Origin of the sequence: Actinocorallia populi, from assembly GCF_002995495.1 — a bacterium.
Lineage (GTDB): Bacteria > Actinomycetota > Actinomycetes > Streptosporangiales > Streptosporangiaceae > Actinocorallia > Actinocorallia populi.
Window position 1 is genome coordinate 939,836 of record NZ_PVZV01000002.1, and the last position, 14,283, is coordinate 954,118.

Sequence of the window (14,283 nt, forward strand, 5' to 3'; positions counted from 1 at the left end):
CTGCCGGATTCGGATGATCCTCCAAACCTCCGCCACTAGCCTGGGAGGGTGAAACTCCGGGATCTTCTGGGCATGGGCGAGCTGGGGCTGCGGCTGCTGTCCGGCGAGCACGCGCTGGACCGGCCCATCCGGTGGGTCTACCTGACCGAGCTGGCGGAGACCGGCCGCTACCTGTCGGGCAACGAGCTGGTGCTCACCGGGCTGATCGGGCCGCAGCTGCGCGAGCGCCCCGAGGCGCTGGTCGACGAGCTGGTCGACGCCGGGGCCACCGCGCTGGGCGTGGGGCTCTCGGTGCAGGACGAGGTGCCCGAACGGGTCAGGGAGGCGTGCGAGCGCGCCGGCCTCCCGCTGGTCGAGGTGCCGCGGGAGGCGTCGTTCGGCACCATCAGCGAGGTGGTCACCCGCCGGCTCACCGCCGAGCGGGCGGCGGGGCTGGCCACCGTGCTGGGCCGGCACCGCAGGCTGATCTCCTCGGTGGCCGAGGGCACCGGGCTGGCCCGGATCTTCGAGCTCACCCGGGCCGAGCTGGGCCGGGCGTGCTGGGTGGTCTCGCCGACCGGGCGGGTGGTCGTGGGACCCGGGCGCGAGCTGCCCGACGCCGCGCGGCTGGCCGCCGAGTACCTGTCGGCCGACCGGCTGCCGCACGTGGTGGAGCTGCCCGGCGGCGCCTCCTTCACGCTGCTGCCGGTCAACAGCCGGGCCGCGCACCGGGTGGCCGGGTGGTTCCTGGTCTGCGAGGGCGCGCTGGTCGACGTGCCGGAGGAGAGCCGCGAGTCGGCCTACGAGCTGGCCGCGCTCACCGCGCTGGAGCGGGCGCGCCTGGCCGAGGGGCACCGGGTGGAGCGGCGGCTGCTGAACGCGCTGCTGGACCCGGCCGTGGCCGAGCCGAGCGAGGTCGCGGCCCGGATGCGCGCCTGCGGCCTGGACCCCGAGCGCCGGTTCGTCGCGGTGGCCTGCGCGTTCGGCGAGCCGGGCGACGCCGAACCGGGCGATGCCGTGGCGGTGCTGCGCGAGCTGATGCCCGAGGCCGCGGCGGTGACCGCGCTGGCGGACGAGGCGGTGACCGTCGTCACCGACGAGGACCCCGGCCTGGTCGAGCGGCTGCGCGCGGCGGTGGCGCTGCTGGAGACCGCGCTGGCGCGCGAGCGGCTGACCGTCGGCGTCAGCGGCCCGGCGCCCGGCCCCGCGCTGCTGCGCGGCGCGGTGGAGGAGGCCCGGCACACCCGGCGGCTGGCGGCGGCCCGCCGCGCCGGGCGGGCCCACGTGGTGACCAGCGACGAGATCCACTCCCACGCGCTGCTGCTGGCGACCGTGCCGGACGGGGTGCGGCGCTCGTTCCGGGACCGGCTGCTGGGGCCGCTGCAGGAGTACGACGCCGAGCACCACTCCGACCTCGTGCGGACGCTGGCGGCGTTCCTCGACAACTCCGGCTCCTGGAGCCGGTGCGCCGGGCGGCTGCACCTCCATGTCAACACGTTGCGCTACCGCATCCGGCGGATCGAGGAGCTGACCGGCCGTGACCTGTCGACTTTGGAGGACAGAGTGGACTTTTTCCTAGCACTGCGCGCGATGTGATGCTTCTCTCGGCCAGAATCAACAACAATGCACACGTGGCCCTGCTCCCGCGGGCGGAGCGGCGTGGGCGGCAGGCGCGGATGCCGGGATCCCGAAAGTTCCCAGTATCACCATAAATGTAATGACTCTGTGCAAGCGGGGCATGACTCCAAGTTAAAAGGAGCGGGTGTCAGTGAGTCAAGAGACTCTGGGAGACCGGATCAGAGACCTCCGTATCAAACTGGGCATAAGCCAGGCCCAGCTGGCCTTCCCCGAGCTCTCCGACAGCTATATCTCCCTGATCGAGAGCGACAAGCGGGTGCCCGCCCCCAGCGTGATCGACCTGCTCGCGCGCAAGCTCAACTGCTCGCCCACCTACCTGGTCAGCGGCGTCAGCGAGGACATCGTCGACGAGCTGCGCGTCACCCTGGAGTATGCCGAGATCGCGCTGCAGAACGGCGCGGCGGCCGAGGCCCGCGACCGCTTCGCCGAGGTCCTCGCCCACTCCGACGCCCTGGCCCTGCCCGAGATGCTGCGCCAGGCCCGGTGGGGCCACGCGCTGGCGCTGGAGGCCGCGGGCGAGCTGGAGGAGGCCATCGCCGCGCTGCGGGAGATCGCCGCGGGCTCGTCCCTGGAGTACGACCGCGACCACTGGACCCGCACCCACGTCGCGCTCAGCCGCTGCCTGCGCGAACGCGGCGACACCAGCGCGGGCGTCCAGGTCGCCGAGGACGCGCTGCGCCGCCTGTCGGTGGCCGGAGGCGAGTACACCGACGCCGCCGTCCACCTGGGCGCCACCCTGCTGGGCTGCTGCATCGAGCGCGGCGACCTCGTGCGGGCCGGGCAGCTCGCCGACGACCTGGTGGTGCGGGCCGAGCGGATCGGCACCGTGCAGGCCAGGATCGCCGCCTACTGGGAGGCCGCGTACGTGGCCGAGATGCGCGGCGAGTACGAGCGGGGCGTCTCCCTGGCCGAACGCGCGCTGAGCCTGCTGGGCGAGGACGAGGACCCGCGCAACCTGTCCCGGCTGAAGCTGGCCTACGCCTCGCTGCTGCTGCGCGCCCGCCCGTCCGAGGCGGCCCGCGGCAGGGAGATCCTGCTCAAGGCGCGCAAGGAGATCGAGGGCAACGCCGCGGGCGAGGTGGACACCGCCTGGTGCCTGACCGAGCTGGCCCGCGCCGAGACGCTCCTGGGCCGCCCGGCCGAGGCCGTCGAGCTGGCACAGCAGGCGCTGGACCTGCTGGGCGGCGCGCCGCGGCGCACCTCGGCCTGGGCGCTGACGGTGCTGGGCGAGGCGTACGTGCGGCTGGGCCGCCGGAACGAGGCGCTGGAGGTGCTGACCAGGGCCGCCACCCACCTGGAGGAGATGGAGTCGACCCGCGACGCGGCCCAGGCCTGGTTCGACCTGGCCGAGCTGATGGGCGAGACCGGCGAGGAGACCCACCGGCGCGACGCCTACCGCCGGGCGCTGGCCTGCGTCGGCCTCTAGGCGCCGGCTCCTCCTTCGGGAGGAGGGGATCATCCTGGAGACGGACGGGCCCCGGCCGCATGCGGCCGGGGCCCTTTCGCGTCCGGGGCGGTGGGCGGAGCCGGTCAGGCCGCCAGGACCACCGTGTTGCGGCCGTCGCGGCGCCCGCGGTCCGTCCGGCCGAAGACGACGAGCCGCAGCACCAGGAAGCGGCAGGTGCCGGCGACGCCCGAGGCGACGAGGTAGACGCCCTGCTCGAGCAGGGCGGCCGGGTCGGTGTCGAGGTGGTGCAGGGCCAGCATGGCCCCGGTGGTGACCAGGTAGGCGCCGAGCGCGGTGAGCGCCGACTCGCCGTGCATGCGCCAGCCGCGCCGGTCGCTCTTGAAGGAGACGCGGCCGTGCAGCTCGTTGACCAGGAGGGTGCCCAGGGCTGTCACCAGCGCGTTGGCCAGGACCAGGCTCATGGTGGCGTCCAGCAGGATGAGCGCCCAGCTGGAGAGCAGGGTGACGCCGCCGCCGCACAGGACGAAGCGGATGAAGGACGAGACAGGGCCCGGGGTCCGGTCACCGCGCGGCACGTCCCGGCGCGCGCCGGGCGTCCGCGGGTGGTCCGCGGGCTCGCAGGGCCGCAGCCCCGTCTGATCTTCCTGACCGCTCATGTTCGCACGCTATCGTCAGTCACTGACACTTTTAACCTCCCGATCACCTTAGCCCGGGTGGTGCTTTATTTATAGAACCGTGTCCTGTCTCCTCCGTCACTCCCGCGCTGGGGGGATATGTGGACGGGACCTGGGGTGGAGGCCCCCGGGTCCGGTCGGCTGAGAGAATGAGGGCATGCCCGGATCCCCGCTCCGCCCCCTGTACTCCGGGGTGACGTGGCGGCGCTGGGCGTTCATGATCCTCGGCGGGATGGTCTCCTTCCCCTACCTGTTCATGGCGATGGTCGTGGGCGGCACGGTGGACGAGGCAGGCGGGTCGGCCCTGCTGCCGATGGGGACGTTCTTCGCCGTGCTGGCGGCCGGGTTGTTCGTGACCGGCCTGATGCCGGTGGTCCGCCGCCTGGAGTGCTCCATCTCCCTGGAGATGCTGGGCGCGCCGGAGCAGCCCGGCCAGGACACCCGCTGGCCGGCCAGGCTGCGCGCCGCCGTCTGGTTCACCGTCCACGTGGCCGTCGGCGGTGCGGTCGGCGCCCTCAGCGTGCTCGTCCCCCTCCTGTGCGGCTGGGTCTTCACCCGGCCCTTCGCCGCACGGGCCCCCAGCGGCCCGAAGTCCGAGATCCCGCAGATGTCCGGGGTCCCGCAGGGCTGGGAGGGCATGTGGGTGATCCCGCTGGGAATCGTGCCGCTGCTGGTCCTGGTCTACGGGATGGCCCTCCTGGGCAGCCTGGCCGTCAAGGGGGCGGCCTGGGCGCTGGGACCCTCACCCGAGGAGCGGATCGCCGCGGCCGAGCGGCGGGCCGACGCGCAGGCCGAGCGCACCCGCCTCGCCCGCGAGCTGCACGACTCGGTCGGGCACGCGCTCAGCATCGTCACCGTGCAGTCCGCCGCGGCCGCCCGCGTGCTGGAACGGGACACGGAGTTCGCCCGGCAGGCGCTCCAGGCGATCGAGGAGAGCGCGCGGACCGCGCTGGAGGACCTCGACCACGTCCTCGGCCTCCTGCGCGAGGAGGAGGGCGGCGGCAAGCGCACCCCCCAGCGGACCCTGCACGACCTGGAGGACCTGCTGGGCAAGACCGGCCTGGAGATCGACCTGCGCCGCACGGGGGACCTGGACCGGCTGCCCGCGGCGGTCTCCCGGGAGGCCTACCGCATCGTCCAGGAGGGGCTGACCAACGTGGCCAAGCACGCCGGACGCGTGCCGGTCGAACTGCGGCTGGCCATCGGCCCGTGCGGGCTCGACCTGGAACTGAGCAACCCGATGGGCGCGCGCACCCACGGCGGAGGCACCGGAGGCCGGGGGCTGGCGGGGCTGGGCGAGCGCGTCCACGTCCTGCGCGGCACGCTGAGCGCCGAAGCCGACCGGGACCGCTGGCGGCTGCGCGCCTCCATCCCGATCCCGAAGGGGAGTACATGATCTCGGTGCTGATCGTCGACGACGAGCGGCTGATCCGTGCGGGGCTGCGGGCCATCGTGGCCGCCGAACCGGACCTGGAGGTGGTCGGCGAGGCCGCCGACGGGGCGGAGGCGCTGGTCGAGGCGCTGCGCCTGCGGCCCCAGGTGGTGCTCATGGACGTGCGGATGCCGAGGGTCGACGGCATCCAGGCCACCCGCGACCTCCTGGCGAAGGTCCCGGACCCGCCCCGGATCCTGGTGGTCACCACCTTCGAGAACGACGACTACGTCTACGACGCCCTGCGGGCCGGGGCGAACGGCTTCCTGCTCAAGCGCTCCCGGCCCGAGGAGATCCTGCAGGCCGTCCGGATGGTGGTGCAGGGGGACATCCTGCTCTTCCCCGCGGCGATCAGGGCGCTGGCCGCCGAGCACGCCCAGCCCGCCCCCGAGCGGGCCGGCTGGCACGACCGGCTGACCGAGCGCGAGGCCGAGGTGCTGCGCCTGATGGCCTCCGGCCTGTCCAACTCCGAGATCGCCGGGTCCCTGGTCGTCAGCCCGCAGACCGTCAAGACGCACGTGGGCAACCTGCTGGCCAAGCTGGGCGCCAGGGACCGCACCCAGGCGGTGATCTTCGCCTACGAGAGCGGCTTCATCCAGCCGCGCTAGCCGGCGTCGGTCGGCGCGGGCCTGGCGGGGGAGTCGGCAGGGTCGGAGTCGCCGAGCTGGGAGAGCATCGCGTTGTAGCGGGCGAGCTCGGCGTCCTCGTCGCGGTCGGCCTTGCGGTCGGAGCGGCGGGAGAGCCGCTGGTCGGAGACGGCCCACTGGACGACGATCGCGATGAGCACGATGAAGGTGGGGATCTCGCCGAACCCCCAGGCGATGGCGCCGCCCGTCTGCAGGTCGTGCACGGGCGTGACGCCCCACGGCGGCTGGACGGCCTCGTACCACTCGGCGGCCAGCGGCTTGCCCATGTTCATCAGCGCGATGCCGAAGAACGCGTGGAACGGCATGGTGACGAACAGCAGCAGCAGCCGCCCCACATGGGGGACCTTGTGCGGGGAGGGGTCCACGCCGATGATCACCCAGTAGAAGAGGTAGCCGCTGAGCACGAAGTGCATCATCATGCCGATGTGCCCGAGGTGGTTGCGCATCATCCACTCGAACGCGGGGCTGAAGTACAGCGCGTAGGTGCTGCCGATGAAGATCAGCCCGGCGGTCACCGGGTGCGCCAGGACCTTGGTGAACCGGCTGCCCAGGAAGGCGGTCAGCCACTCGCGCGGACCCCGGTCGCCGCGCACCTCGGCGGGTTTGAGGGCGCGCAGCGCCAGGGTCGTCGGCGCGCCCAGCACCAGGAAGATCGGAGTGAGCATGGCGAGCGTCATGTGCTGGGCCATGTGCACGCTGAACAGGACCGGGGCGTAGGTGGCGACGCCGGTGAGGGTGACGGCGACGATCGACAGGAGGCCGGTGAACCAGGCGACGACGCGGCCCCACGGCCAGGCGTCGCCGCGGCGGCGCAGCCGCAGCACCCCGGCCAGGTAAACGCCGCCCAGCACCAGCACCAGCACCACGAAGAAGAGGTCGAACCGCCACAGCGAGGCGAGCCTGGCCACGGTGACCGGCGCCGGCATCTCGTAGCCGATCAGCGCCTCCACCGTGCTCACCGAGCCGGTCGCCGTCGGCGGGGGCGCGGTCTGGGCGAGCGCGACCGCCACGCCCATGGTCGCGCCCATGATCGCGGTCTCGACGACGGCGAGCCGGGTGAACGCCAGCGGCCTGCCCGCGGCGATGGCCGGGATCGTGTGCTCCCGGTGCCGCCAGCCGAACCAGCCGAGGACGGCGATCAGCACGATCTTCGCCAGGATGATCCGGCCGTAGTCGGTGGTGAACAGCTGCAGCGGGTCGGGCAGCCGGGAGACGGTGTTGGCCAGCCCGGACAGGCCCGTCACGACCAGGCACCAGACGGCCAGCCTGCTGAACCGGCCGACGGCGGTGTCCAGCAGCCTGCCCTTGCTGAGCGCGTGCCAGACCAGGACGGCCAGACCGCCCACCCAGGGCACCACGGCCAGCAGGTGCAGGGCGAGCCCGACGATCGCGACCGAGTGGTTGGGGGAGGAGGCCGAGTGGCCGGTCAGCGCGGGCGGCAGCAGCGCCACCAGGGACAGCGCCAGCAGGCCCAGGCCGGCGGCCGGGGTGGAGACGGTGCGCGACAGCAGCGCCACCATCACCGACATCAGGATGACCATCAGCAGCGCGGTGCCCTCGGGGATCTGCCCGGCGTAGCTGGACAGCTCGTGGCCGCGCAGCAGCCCGGTGACCGGCAGGCCGAGGATCTCCGCGACGGTCAGCACCAGGACGGAGCCCGCGGCGGCGGCCCAGGCGGCCGCGCACCAGGAGGCCGCCCGCAGGTAGCGCTGGGCGGCCGAGGTGAGCCCGTCCTTGATCAGGGGGAGCAGCACGATCGCCATGAGCAGGCAGCCCACGGTCAGCGCCGAGGCGATCTCCATCGTGGTGCGGGCCACCGGAAGGCCCCACCGCACCAGGGTCCCGGCGTCGCTGATGCCGGGGATCACCCGTTCGGCGATCGCGCCGCCGGCGTAGAGCGCGGCGATCAGGCCCGCGACGGTCGCGGCGACCGCGAGCGCCGCGGCCTTGGCCACCTGGCGTATCACCGGCGCCGTCGCATCGTGAACAGCAGTCCGAGGCCCGCTCCGGCGGCCAGTCCGGCGCCGACCATGATCCAGCGGGTGGCGCCGCCCTCGGCCTCGGCGGGCTCGGCGGGAGCGCTCTGCGCGGGGGCCGGGGCGCTACCGGCCTCGGTGGGCTCGGTGCCGCCCTCGGCGGGCGGGCCGGTGACGGTGAAGGACAGCACTCCGGTGACCGGGTGCCCGTCGGCGGAGATCACCCGGTACCCGATCGTGTACTTCCCGTTCGGCAGGGTGCCCTTGATCCGCTGGACGGCCTTCGCGCCGTCCAGCCGGGCGGCGCCCCGCTGCACCTCGGCCTCGGAGTTCTCCGGCCGGACGATGATCCGGGCCGAGCGCACGTTCTCGTTGAAGGTCAGCGTCACCTGGGACGGGGCGGCGACCTCGGCCCCGTCGGCCGGGTCGCTGCCGGTGAGCGCGGTGTGCGCGGAGGCGGGGGCGGCGAAGAGCAGCAGCAGCAGCGCGGCCAGCGCGGTGAGCGGGCCGAGGCGGCGAACAGGAAGGTTCATGATCTTCTCGGGTCGGGGCTGGAGACCCTTCCACCTTATTGACCCTTCGGCGCGGTCGGCGCCCGCCCGCCCCGAAGGGGGGTCAGCAGTCGCAACTGCAGTTGCAGTCGCAGCAGCCGCCGTCCCCGCAGCAGCTGCAGCAGTCCCCGCAGCCACCGCAGCAGTCCCCGCAGCCGCTGCAGTCATCGCAGCGGCTGCAGACGCACCGGTCGGTGCAGGACGCGTCGTGGTACTCGCTCCACTCCGGCCGCCACAGGCCGCAGGTGCAGCCGACCGCCGCACCGGCCAGGCACAGCTCCGGCCCGCCCGGACGCCTCTTGGGCGGCCGGTGGCCGGGAGGCACCTGCCCGGGCGGCGGGTAGTGCCCCGGAGGGTACTGCCCCGGCGGGGGGTACTGGCCCACGACCGGCAGGACGGGAAGACCGCCGCGGGCGGCGGCCGCGGGCTCGTCGAAGACCGCGTACGGGTGGCCCTGGAACGTCCGGTCCACGGCCTTGCGGGTCTCCCGCTCCAGCAGGGCCTTCACCAGCGAGCGGTTCTCGAACTCGGCGTCGGCCAGGGCCAGGCGCAGCCCGTGCAGGGACGCGTCGCACAGCCGCCGCGCCTCGCGCAGCGGGGTGTCGGTGGCCGTCAGGGGGTTGAAGACCCCGGCGGAGTGGTCGGCGGGGAGGTCCTCCACGGCGTCGAGCAGGTGGGCGAGCCTGCCGAAGAAGCGGCCGGCCTCGGCCAGGGGCTCGGCGTTGCCCGGACGGCCCGCCAGCACCGCGGTGTGCGCGAAGGCCGCCGCGACGGCGGTCTCGGTCGGTTCCAGCAGCTCCAGCAGGGTTCGGCCGGGGGTGCCTTCCAGGACGGTCTGGCGGGCCACGGCGTCGCGCAGCACGGCCGCCTCGAAGCCGAGGCCCGCGCCGGCGGCGCCGCCCGCGGCGTCCCAGCGGTCGGCCATCCGGGCGGCGGCCGCGGCGACCGGCCTGCGGGCGTAGGGGCCGTCCCCGTCGGCGATGTGGTCGCGGGTCTTGCCCGCCGCCAGCAGCAGGGAGACCGCGGCGGCCAGCCGCGCTCCCTCGGCCCGCGCGGCCACCACGTCGGCGCCCTTGAAGCCGCGCAGCGCGCACGCGCCGGCCCTGCGGCGCGGGGACGCGGCGGCGGACTGCGCCTCGGTGAGCACCGAGACCAGCAGGCCGTCGTAGTTGGTCACCAGCCGGGCGCGGTGCCCGTGCTCATCGCGCAGGGTGAGGCACAACCCGCACAGGTGGGCCATCCAGTCCTTGAACAGCGTCGTGCACATACCGTGCCGGCAGGGTCGTACCACCCCGAACATCATGTTCCCTTCGCAGGCGATCAGCGCATTATTCACTGACGTCCCTGCTTGTGCGGGTGTTCGGGGTTTTTGTGCGAAAAATCAATCTCCAGGTAGTTCGCCCAGTTTCACCTGGACGGTCTGCTCCCGGCCGTCCCGCCGCACCTTCACCGGCACGGTCTGGCCCACCTTCAGGTCGGCCAGCACCTCGGCGAGCGCGGTGGTGGTCGGGGTCGCCCGCCCGGCGATCTCCACGATGACGTCGCCCTCGCGCAGGCCCGCCTCGGCGGCGGCGCCGCCCTCGCCCACCGAGACGATCGCGACGCCGCCGGGCTCCCCGGTGGCGTTGTCGAAGGTCTGGGCGATCGTGACGTTCAGCGCGGCCCGCCCGGTGTTGGTGACCCGTCCGGAGGAGATCAGCTGGGGCACGATGGTGCGCACGGTGTCGCCGGGGATGGCGAAGCCGATGCCGGCCGCCAGGTCGCCCGAACCGGTGCCCGCGGCCAGGGTGGGGATGCCGACGACCTCGCCGTCCAGCGTGACCAGCGCGCCCCCGCTGTTGCCGGGGTTGATGGCCGCGCTGGTCTGCACCGCGTCGGAGATGGTCGCGCCGGGGAAGGCGCCCTGCCGCTGGGAGGTCACCGTCCGGCCGGTCGCCGAGATGATGCCGTTGGTGACGCTGCCCGACAGGCCCAGCGGGCTGCCCATGGCCAGGACGATCTGCCCGACCTTCAGCCCGGTGGAGTCGCCGAACCTCGCCGGGCGCAGGTTCGCGCCCTCCACCTTCACCACGGCCAGGTCCCCGGCCTCGAAGGCGCCGACCAGCCGGGCGCGCTGCGGGCTGCCACCGCTGGAGGGCACCACCTCCAGGCTGCGCGCCCCCGCCACCACGTGCGCGTTGGTGACGATGTGCCCCTCGCCGTCGTAGACGACGCCCGACCCCTCGCCCTGGTCGGTGTTGATCTGGACGACGGACGGCAGCACGGAGGCCACGATGCGGACGTAGGCGTCCTCCAGCCCCGTCAGGGCGGAGGTGTCCCCGGCGGGCGGGGCGGTGGTCCCGGCCGTCGTGGCGCGCTGGTCGCCGCCGCCTCCCGAGCATCCGGCCAGCAGCACGGCGGCCAGGACCGCCGCACAGAACTCTCGTCTCCCCACGAGACGTTCCCTTCCCCGCCCGCGGCGCCTTAGACGGCTCCCGCGCGCCGACGGGGAGGAGAGACTTCCCTTCCCGCGGGGAATCGGCGCGCCGGAGACACAGACTCGCCCAGGTCAGGCGGCGTACGCTCGAATCGACGCAGCGCAGTACAAGGGAAGGAAGGGTGAGGAAATGCATACCCTGCCGGGGTGCGGCCAGTGCAGCTGCTCCGACGAGGCCCAGAAGGTGGACGTCTCCCTCCACACGGTGACGCTCAAGGACTGACGCGGCGGCCGGGGGCTCAGACCCCGTTCTCCAGCCAGTTCGCGACCTCGTCGCCCACCGCGGTGCGAACGGCCAGGATCACCACCCCCAGGGTGAGGACCGGAGTGATCACCCACTTCTCCATCCTGCCGTTCGTCCGCGGGACCAACGGCACGGCCAGCCGCCAGGGCGCGGGCCACAGCACGGGGCAGCCGCGCGGCGTGCAGCAGTCGCCCGCCAGGTGCATCAGGCAGCCCAGCGCGACGGCGTAGCCCGCCCACAGCATGTCGAGGTCGTGCATCCAGAAGACCAGCGCCGCCGCGGCCAGCGCGTTGAGCACGCCGGTGTAGGCGTCGTTGGCGCCGATCCGGATGCCCAGGCCGCGCAGCCCGAGCCCCACCAGCAGGAAGAGCAGCGCCCACCAGACCGGCTCCTGGTGGGCGGCCAGCCAGTGGGCCCCGTACCCGGCGCCCAGCGCGAACAGGATCGAGTGGGTGGCCTGCCGGTGCCCGCCGGAGACCTTGCCGACGGCCCGGCACAGCACCTTCGTCAGGACGCCGAAGGTGTTGGCGATGGTGCCGTCGTGGTGGTCGATGTCGGGCAGCATCGCCGCCCCGGCGCACACCACCGTCCCCGCGGCGATCTGCCCGGCGGACAGCTGCACCGCGTGGCCCTGCATCAGCTCGGCGCTCTGCAGCAGCGGCACGGCGGCCAGCCAGGCCGCCGCGCCCGACAGCGCGTGTGTGGGACCCATCATGCGGCACGCACCTCGAAGTTCAGCACGGGCGGATTATCGCCCGCCGGTCCGGCCGTGACCATGCCCGCCGCGCCGTTTGTCATGGATTGCCCGCCTGATGGCCAGGCCGGCGCCCCCGCCGGGACAGGAGGGTGTGCCCTCAGGGCAAGGTGAGGATCTCGGCGCCCGACTCGGTGACCAGGAGCGTGTGCTCGAACTGGGCGGTGCGCCTGCGGTCCTTGGTGACCACGGTCCAGCCGTCGTCCCACATGTCGTAGTCGTGGGTGCCCAGGGTGAGCATCGGCTCGATGGTGAAGGTCATGCCCGCCTCCATGACCGTGGTGGCGTGCGGGTCGTCGTAGTGCGGGATGATCAGCCCGGAGTGGAACGTGGTGCCGATGCCGTGGCCGGTGAAGTCGCGCACCACCCCGTAGCCGAACCGGCGGGCGTAGGCCTCGATCACCCGGCCGACGACGTTGACGGCGCGGCCGGGGCGCACCGCCTTGATGCCGCGCATCATGGCCTCGCGGGTGCGCTCCACCAGCAGGCGGGACTCCTCGTTCACGTCGCCGACGAGGAACGTGGCGTCGGTGTCGCCGTGGACGCCGCCGATGAAGGCGGTGATGTCGACGTTGACGATGTCGCCGTCACGCAGGACGGTGTCATCGGGGATGCCGTGGCAGATCACCTCGTTGATCGAGGTGCACAGCGACTTGGGGAAGCCGCGGTACCCCAGGGTGGAGGGGTAGGCGCCGTGGTCGAGGAGGAACTCGTGGCCGATCCGGTCGAGCTCGTCGGTGGTGATCCCCGGGCGGACGGCGCGGCCGACCTCGGCCAGGGCCTGCCCGGCGATCCGGCCGGCCACCCGCATGGCCTCGATGATCTCGGGCGTCTTGACGTCGGGCTCACCGGTCTTGGGGGACTTCTTCCCGACGTACTCGGGCCGCTCGATGTTCGAGGGGACCTTGCGCGGAGGCGAGACCTTGCCGGGCGTGAGATACGTCGTCGTCATGGGAAGAGAGTTTAGATGCCCGAATCAGGGCAGGAATTCGGACAGGAGGGCTGATCATGGCTGATGAGGGACACTGGTTTTTCTGCCTGCGGCACATGCGGGTGGAGGAGGGGCCCGGCTGCCCCGACGGCGTTCGCATGGGTCCCTACGACAGCGAGGAGGAGGCCAGGTTCGCCCTGACCACCGCGCAGGAGCGCAACGAGCAGTGGGACGCTCAGGACACCTGAGGGCCGCTGACGGCGTCCAGCAGCCGCGCGAGCCGCTCGCGCAGCCCCCGCCGGGGGCTCTCCTCCGCCGCCGAGGCGCTCACCAGGTGCTGCGCCTGGTCGAAGGTGACCAGGCCGCCGGACCGCACGGTCAGCGTCTCGTGCGCCAGGCCCGTCAGCTCCCGGTCCCCGCCGTCCATGGTGAGGATCACCGCGCCCGAGCGCCGCGCGTCGTCGACCCGCTCCAGCAGCGGGTCGGGCGCGCTTTCGGGCGCGACCACGAACAACGCCTCGCCGCGCCGCGCGTCGGCCAGCCGCTCCAGGCCGACCGCCAGGTGCGCCGGCGCCCCAGGCGGGGGGTTCCAGCGCACCAGGGTCGGCTTCAGCCGGGGGACGAAGCGGCTCTCCTCGTCCAGATGGGCGGCCAGATGCCAGGGCTCCTCCCGCGGGGTGCCCAGCAGCAGCAGGTCCTCGCGCGCCGAGGAGCGCAGGGCGCGGGCGAACCTGCGGGTGTCGGCCATCAGCTCGGTGGAGGACAGGAGCTCGCGCAGCAGTGTCACTTGACCGGCGTCCATCGCTCCATCCTGACGCAAACGGCGCGGAGCCGCCCGCGGATCGCCACGGGCGGGGCCGATGGAACCGGGTTCCGGCCCACCTGGCAGGATCGGCCCCATGAGTGATCTCCCTGACGTGAGCGGCCTGACCATCGGCATCCTGGGCGGCACCGGTGACCAGGGCAAGGGCCTGGCGCGCCGGTTCGCCCTCGCCGGGCACCAGGTGATCATCGGCTCCCGCGCGGCCGACCGCGCCCAGGAGGCGGCGGACGAGCTCGGCGGCGCCGACAAGGGGCTGCGCGGCCTGGACAACGCCGCCTGCGCCACCGAGTCCGACATCGTGATCATCGCGGTGCCCTGGGGCGGGCACCAGGCGACCCTCCAGGCGCTGAGGTCCGAGCTGGCCGGGAAGATCGTGGTGGACTGCGTGAACCCGATGGGCTTCGACAAGAAGGGCGCCTACGCGCTGCCGGTCGAGGAGGGCAGCGCCGCCCAGCAGGCCGAGGCCATCCTCACCGAGAGCCGGGTCGTGGCCGCCTTCCACCACGTGTCGGCCGTGCTGCTGCTGGACCCGCAGGTCGACACGATCGACCTGGACGTGCTGGTGCTGGGCGACGACCGCGAGGCGACCGACCTCGTGCAGGCGCTGGCCGCCCAGATCTCCGGCGTCCGCGGCGTCTACGGCGGACGGCTGCGCAACGCCCACCAGGTGGAGGCGTTCACCGCCAACCTCATCTCGATCAACCGCCGCTACAAGGCCCACGCGGGCATCCGCCTCACCGACGTGTGACC

14 protein-coding genes are annotated in these 14,283 nt (G+C 73.3%); 6 read left to right on the forward strand and 8 right to left on the reverse strand.

Features of this window, described 5'->3' with window-relative positions:
- Window positions 1-48 precede the first annotated feature (48 nt).
- Complete coding sequence (locus tag C2865_RS11395; RefSeq protein WP_106398314.1) at window positions 49-1,575, forward strand: PucR family transcriptional regulator; 1,527 nt, start codon at window positions 49-51, stop codon at window positions 1,573-1,575.
- 172 nt (window positions 1,576-1,747) lie between these two features.
- Entirely contained in the window at window positions 1,748-3,043 is a 1,296-nt protein-coding gene (locus C2865_RS11400; protein ID WP_232835519.1) for a helix-turn-helix domain-containing protein, read from the forward strand.
- A 104-nt stretch (window positions 3,044-3,147) separates the two neighbouring features.
- On the opposite strand, the gene C2865_RS11405 is transcribed toward C2865_RS11400, so the two are convergent.
- Window positions 3,148-3,681, reverse strand: a complete 534-nt coding sequence (locus C2865_RS11405) for a GtrA family protein (protein ID WP_106398316.1) — start codon at window positions 3,679-3,681, stop codon at window positions 3,148-3,150.
- Between the two features lie 175 nt (window positions 3,682-3,856).
- On the opposite strand from C2865_RS11405, the gene C2865_RS11410 reads away from it, so the two are divergent.
- Both C2865_RS11410 and C2865_RS11415 read left to right on the forward strand, forming a co-directional pair.
- Window positions 3,857-5,095, forward strand: coding sequence for a sensor histidine kinase (locus C2865_RS11410; protein ID WP_232835520.1), 1,239 nt, complete (start codon window positions 3,857-3,859; stop codon window positions 5,093-5,095).
- Entirely contained in the window at window positions 5,092-5,739 is a 648-nt protein-coding gene (locus C2865_RS11415) for a response regulator (RefSeq protein ID WP_106398317.1), read from the forward strand. Before C2865_RS11410 ends, C2865_RS11415 begins: the two co-directional genes overlap by 4 nt.
- Here C2865_RS11415 and C2865_RS11420 read toward each other — a convergent pair.
- The 6 genes from C2865_RS11420 to map all read right to left on the reverse strand — a co-directional run bounded on the left by C2865_RS11420 (window position 5,736) and on the right by map (window position 12,731).
- Window positions 5,736-7,733 (reverse strand): bifunctional copper resistance protein CopD/cytochrome c oxidase assembly protein, encoded by a 1,998-nt coding sequence (locus C2865_RS11420; RefSeq protein ID WP_232835521.1) that lies wholly within the window; start codon window positions 7,731-7,733, stop codon window positions 5,736-5,738. The genes C2865_RS11415 and C2865_RS11420 overlap by 4 nt on opposite strands.
- 8 nt (window positions 7,734-7,741) lie before the next feature.
- On the reverse strand, window positions 7,742-8,287 hold the full coding sequence (locus C2865_RS11425) for a copper resistance CopC family protein (RefSeq protein ID WP_157963663.1): 546 nt from the start codon (window positions 8,285-8,287) through the stop codon (window positions 7,742-7,744).
- An 82-nt stretch (window positions 8,288-8,369) separates the two neighbouring features.
- On the reverse strand, window positions 8,370-9,608 hold the full coding sequence (locus tag C2865_RS11430) for a DUF5685 family protein (RefSeq protein WP_332873360.1): 1,239 nt from the start codon (window positions 9,606-9,608) through the stop codon (window positions 8,370-8,372).
- A gap of 78 nt (window positions 9,609-9,686) precedes the next feature.
- Window positions 9,687-10,739 (reverse strand): S1C family serine protease, encoded by a 1,053-nt coding sequence (locus C2865_RS11435; RefSeq protein WP_106398321.1) that lies wholly within the window; start codon window positions 10,737-10,739, stop codon window positions 9,687-9,689.
- 281 nt (window positions 10,740-11,020) lie between these two features.
- Complete coding sequence (locus tag C2865_RS11440; protein WP_198653172.1) at window positions 11,021-11,740, reverse strand: metal-dependent hydrolase; 720 nt, start codon at window positions 11,738-11,740, stop codon at window positions 11,021-11,023.
- Window positions 11,741-11,879: 139 nt separating this feature from the next.
- Window positions 11,880-12,731: a type I methionyl aminopeptidase gene (gene map, locus C2865_RS11445; protein ID WP_106398322.1), complete on the reverse strand. Its 852-nt coding sequence runs from the start codon at window positions 12,729-12,731 to the stop codon at window positions 11,880-11,882.
- Window positions 12,732-12,787: 56 nt separating this feature from the next.
- Here map and C2865_RS39965 point away from each other — a divergent pair, with 56 nt between their 5' ends.
- Window positions 12,788-12,958: a hypothetical protein gene (locus C2865_RS39965; protein WP_198653173.1), complete on the forward strand. Its 171-nt coding sequence runs from the start codon at window positions 12,788-12,790 to the stop codon at window positions 12,956-12,958.
- Here the strand turns inward: C2865_RS39965 and C2865_RS11450 are convergent.
- Window positions 12,946-13,512, reverse strand: a complete 567-nt coding sequence (locus tag C2865_RS11450; RefSeq protein WP_106398323.1) for a hypothetical protein — start codon at window positions 13,510-13,512, stop codon at window positions 12,946-12,948. The genes C2865_RS39965 and C2865_RS11450 overlap by 13 nt on opposite strands.
- Window positions 13,513-13,609: 97 nt before the next feature.
- Between C2865_RS11450 and npdG the strand changes: the two genes are divergently transcribed.
- The gene (gene npdG / locus C2865_RS11455) at window positions 13,610-14,281 is read left to right on the forward strand and encodes an NADPH-dependent F420 reductase (protein ID WP_106398324.1); all 672 of its coding nucleotides are present in this window, start codon (window positions 13,610-13,612) and stop codon (window positions 14,279-14,281) included.
- The last annotated feature ends 2 nt before the right edge of the window (window positions 14,282-14,283 follow it).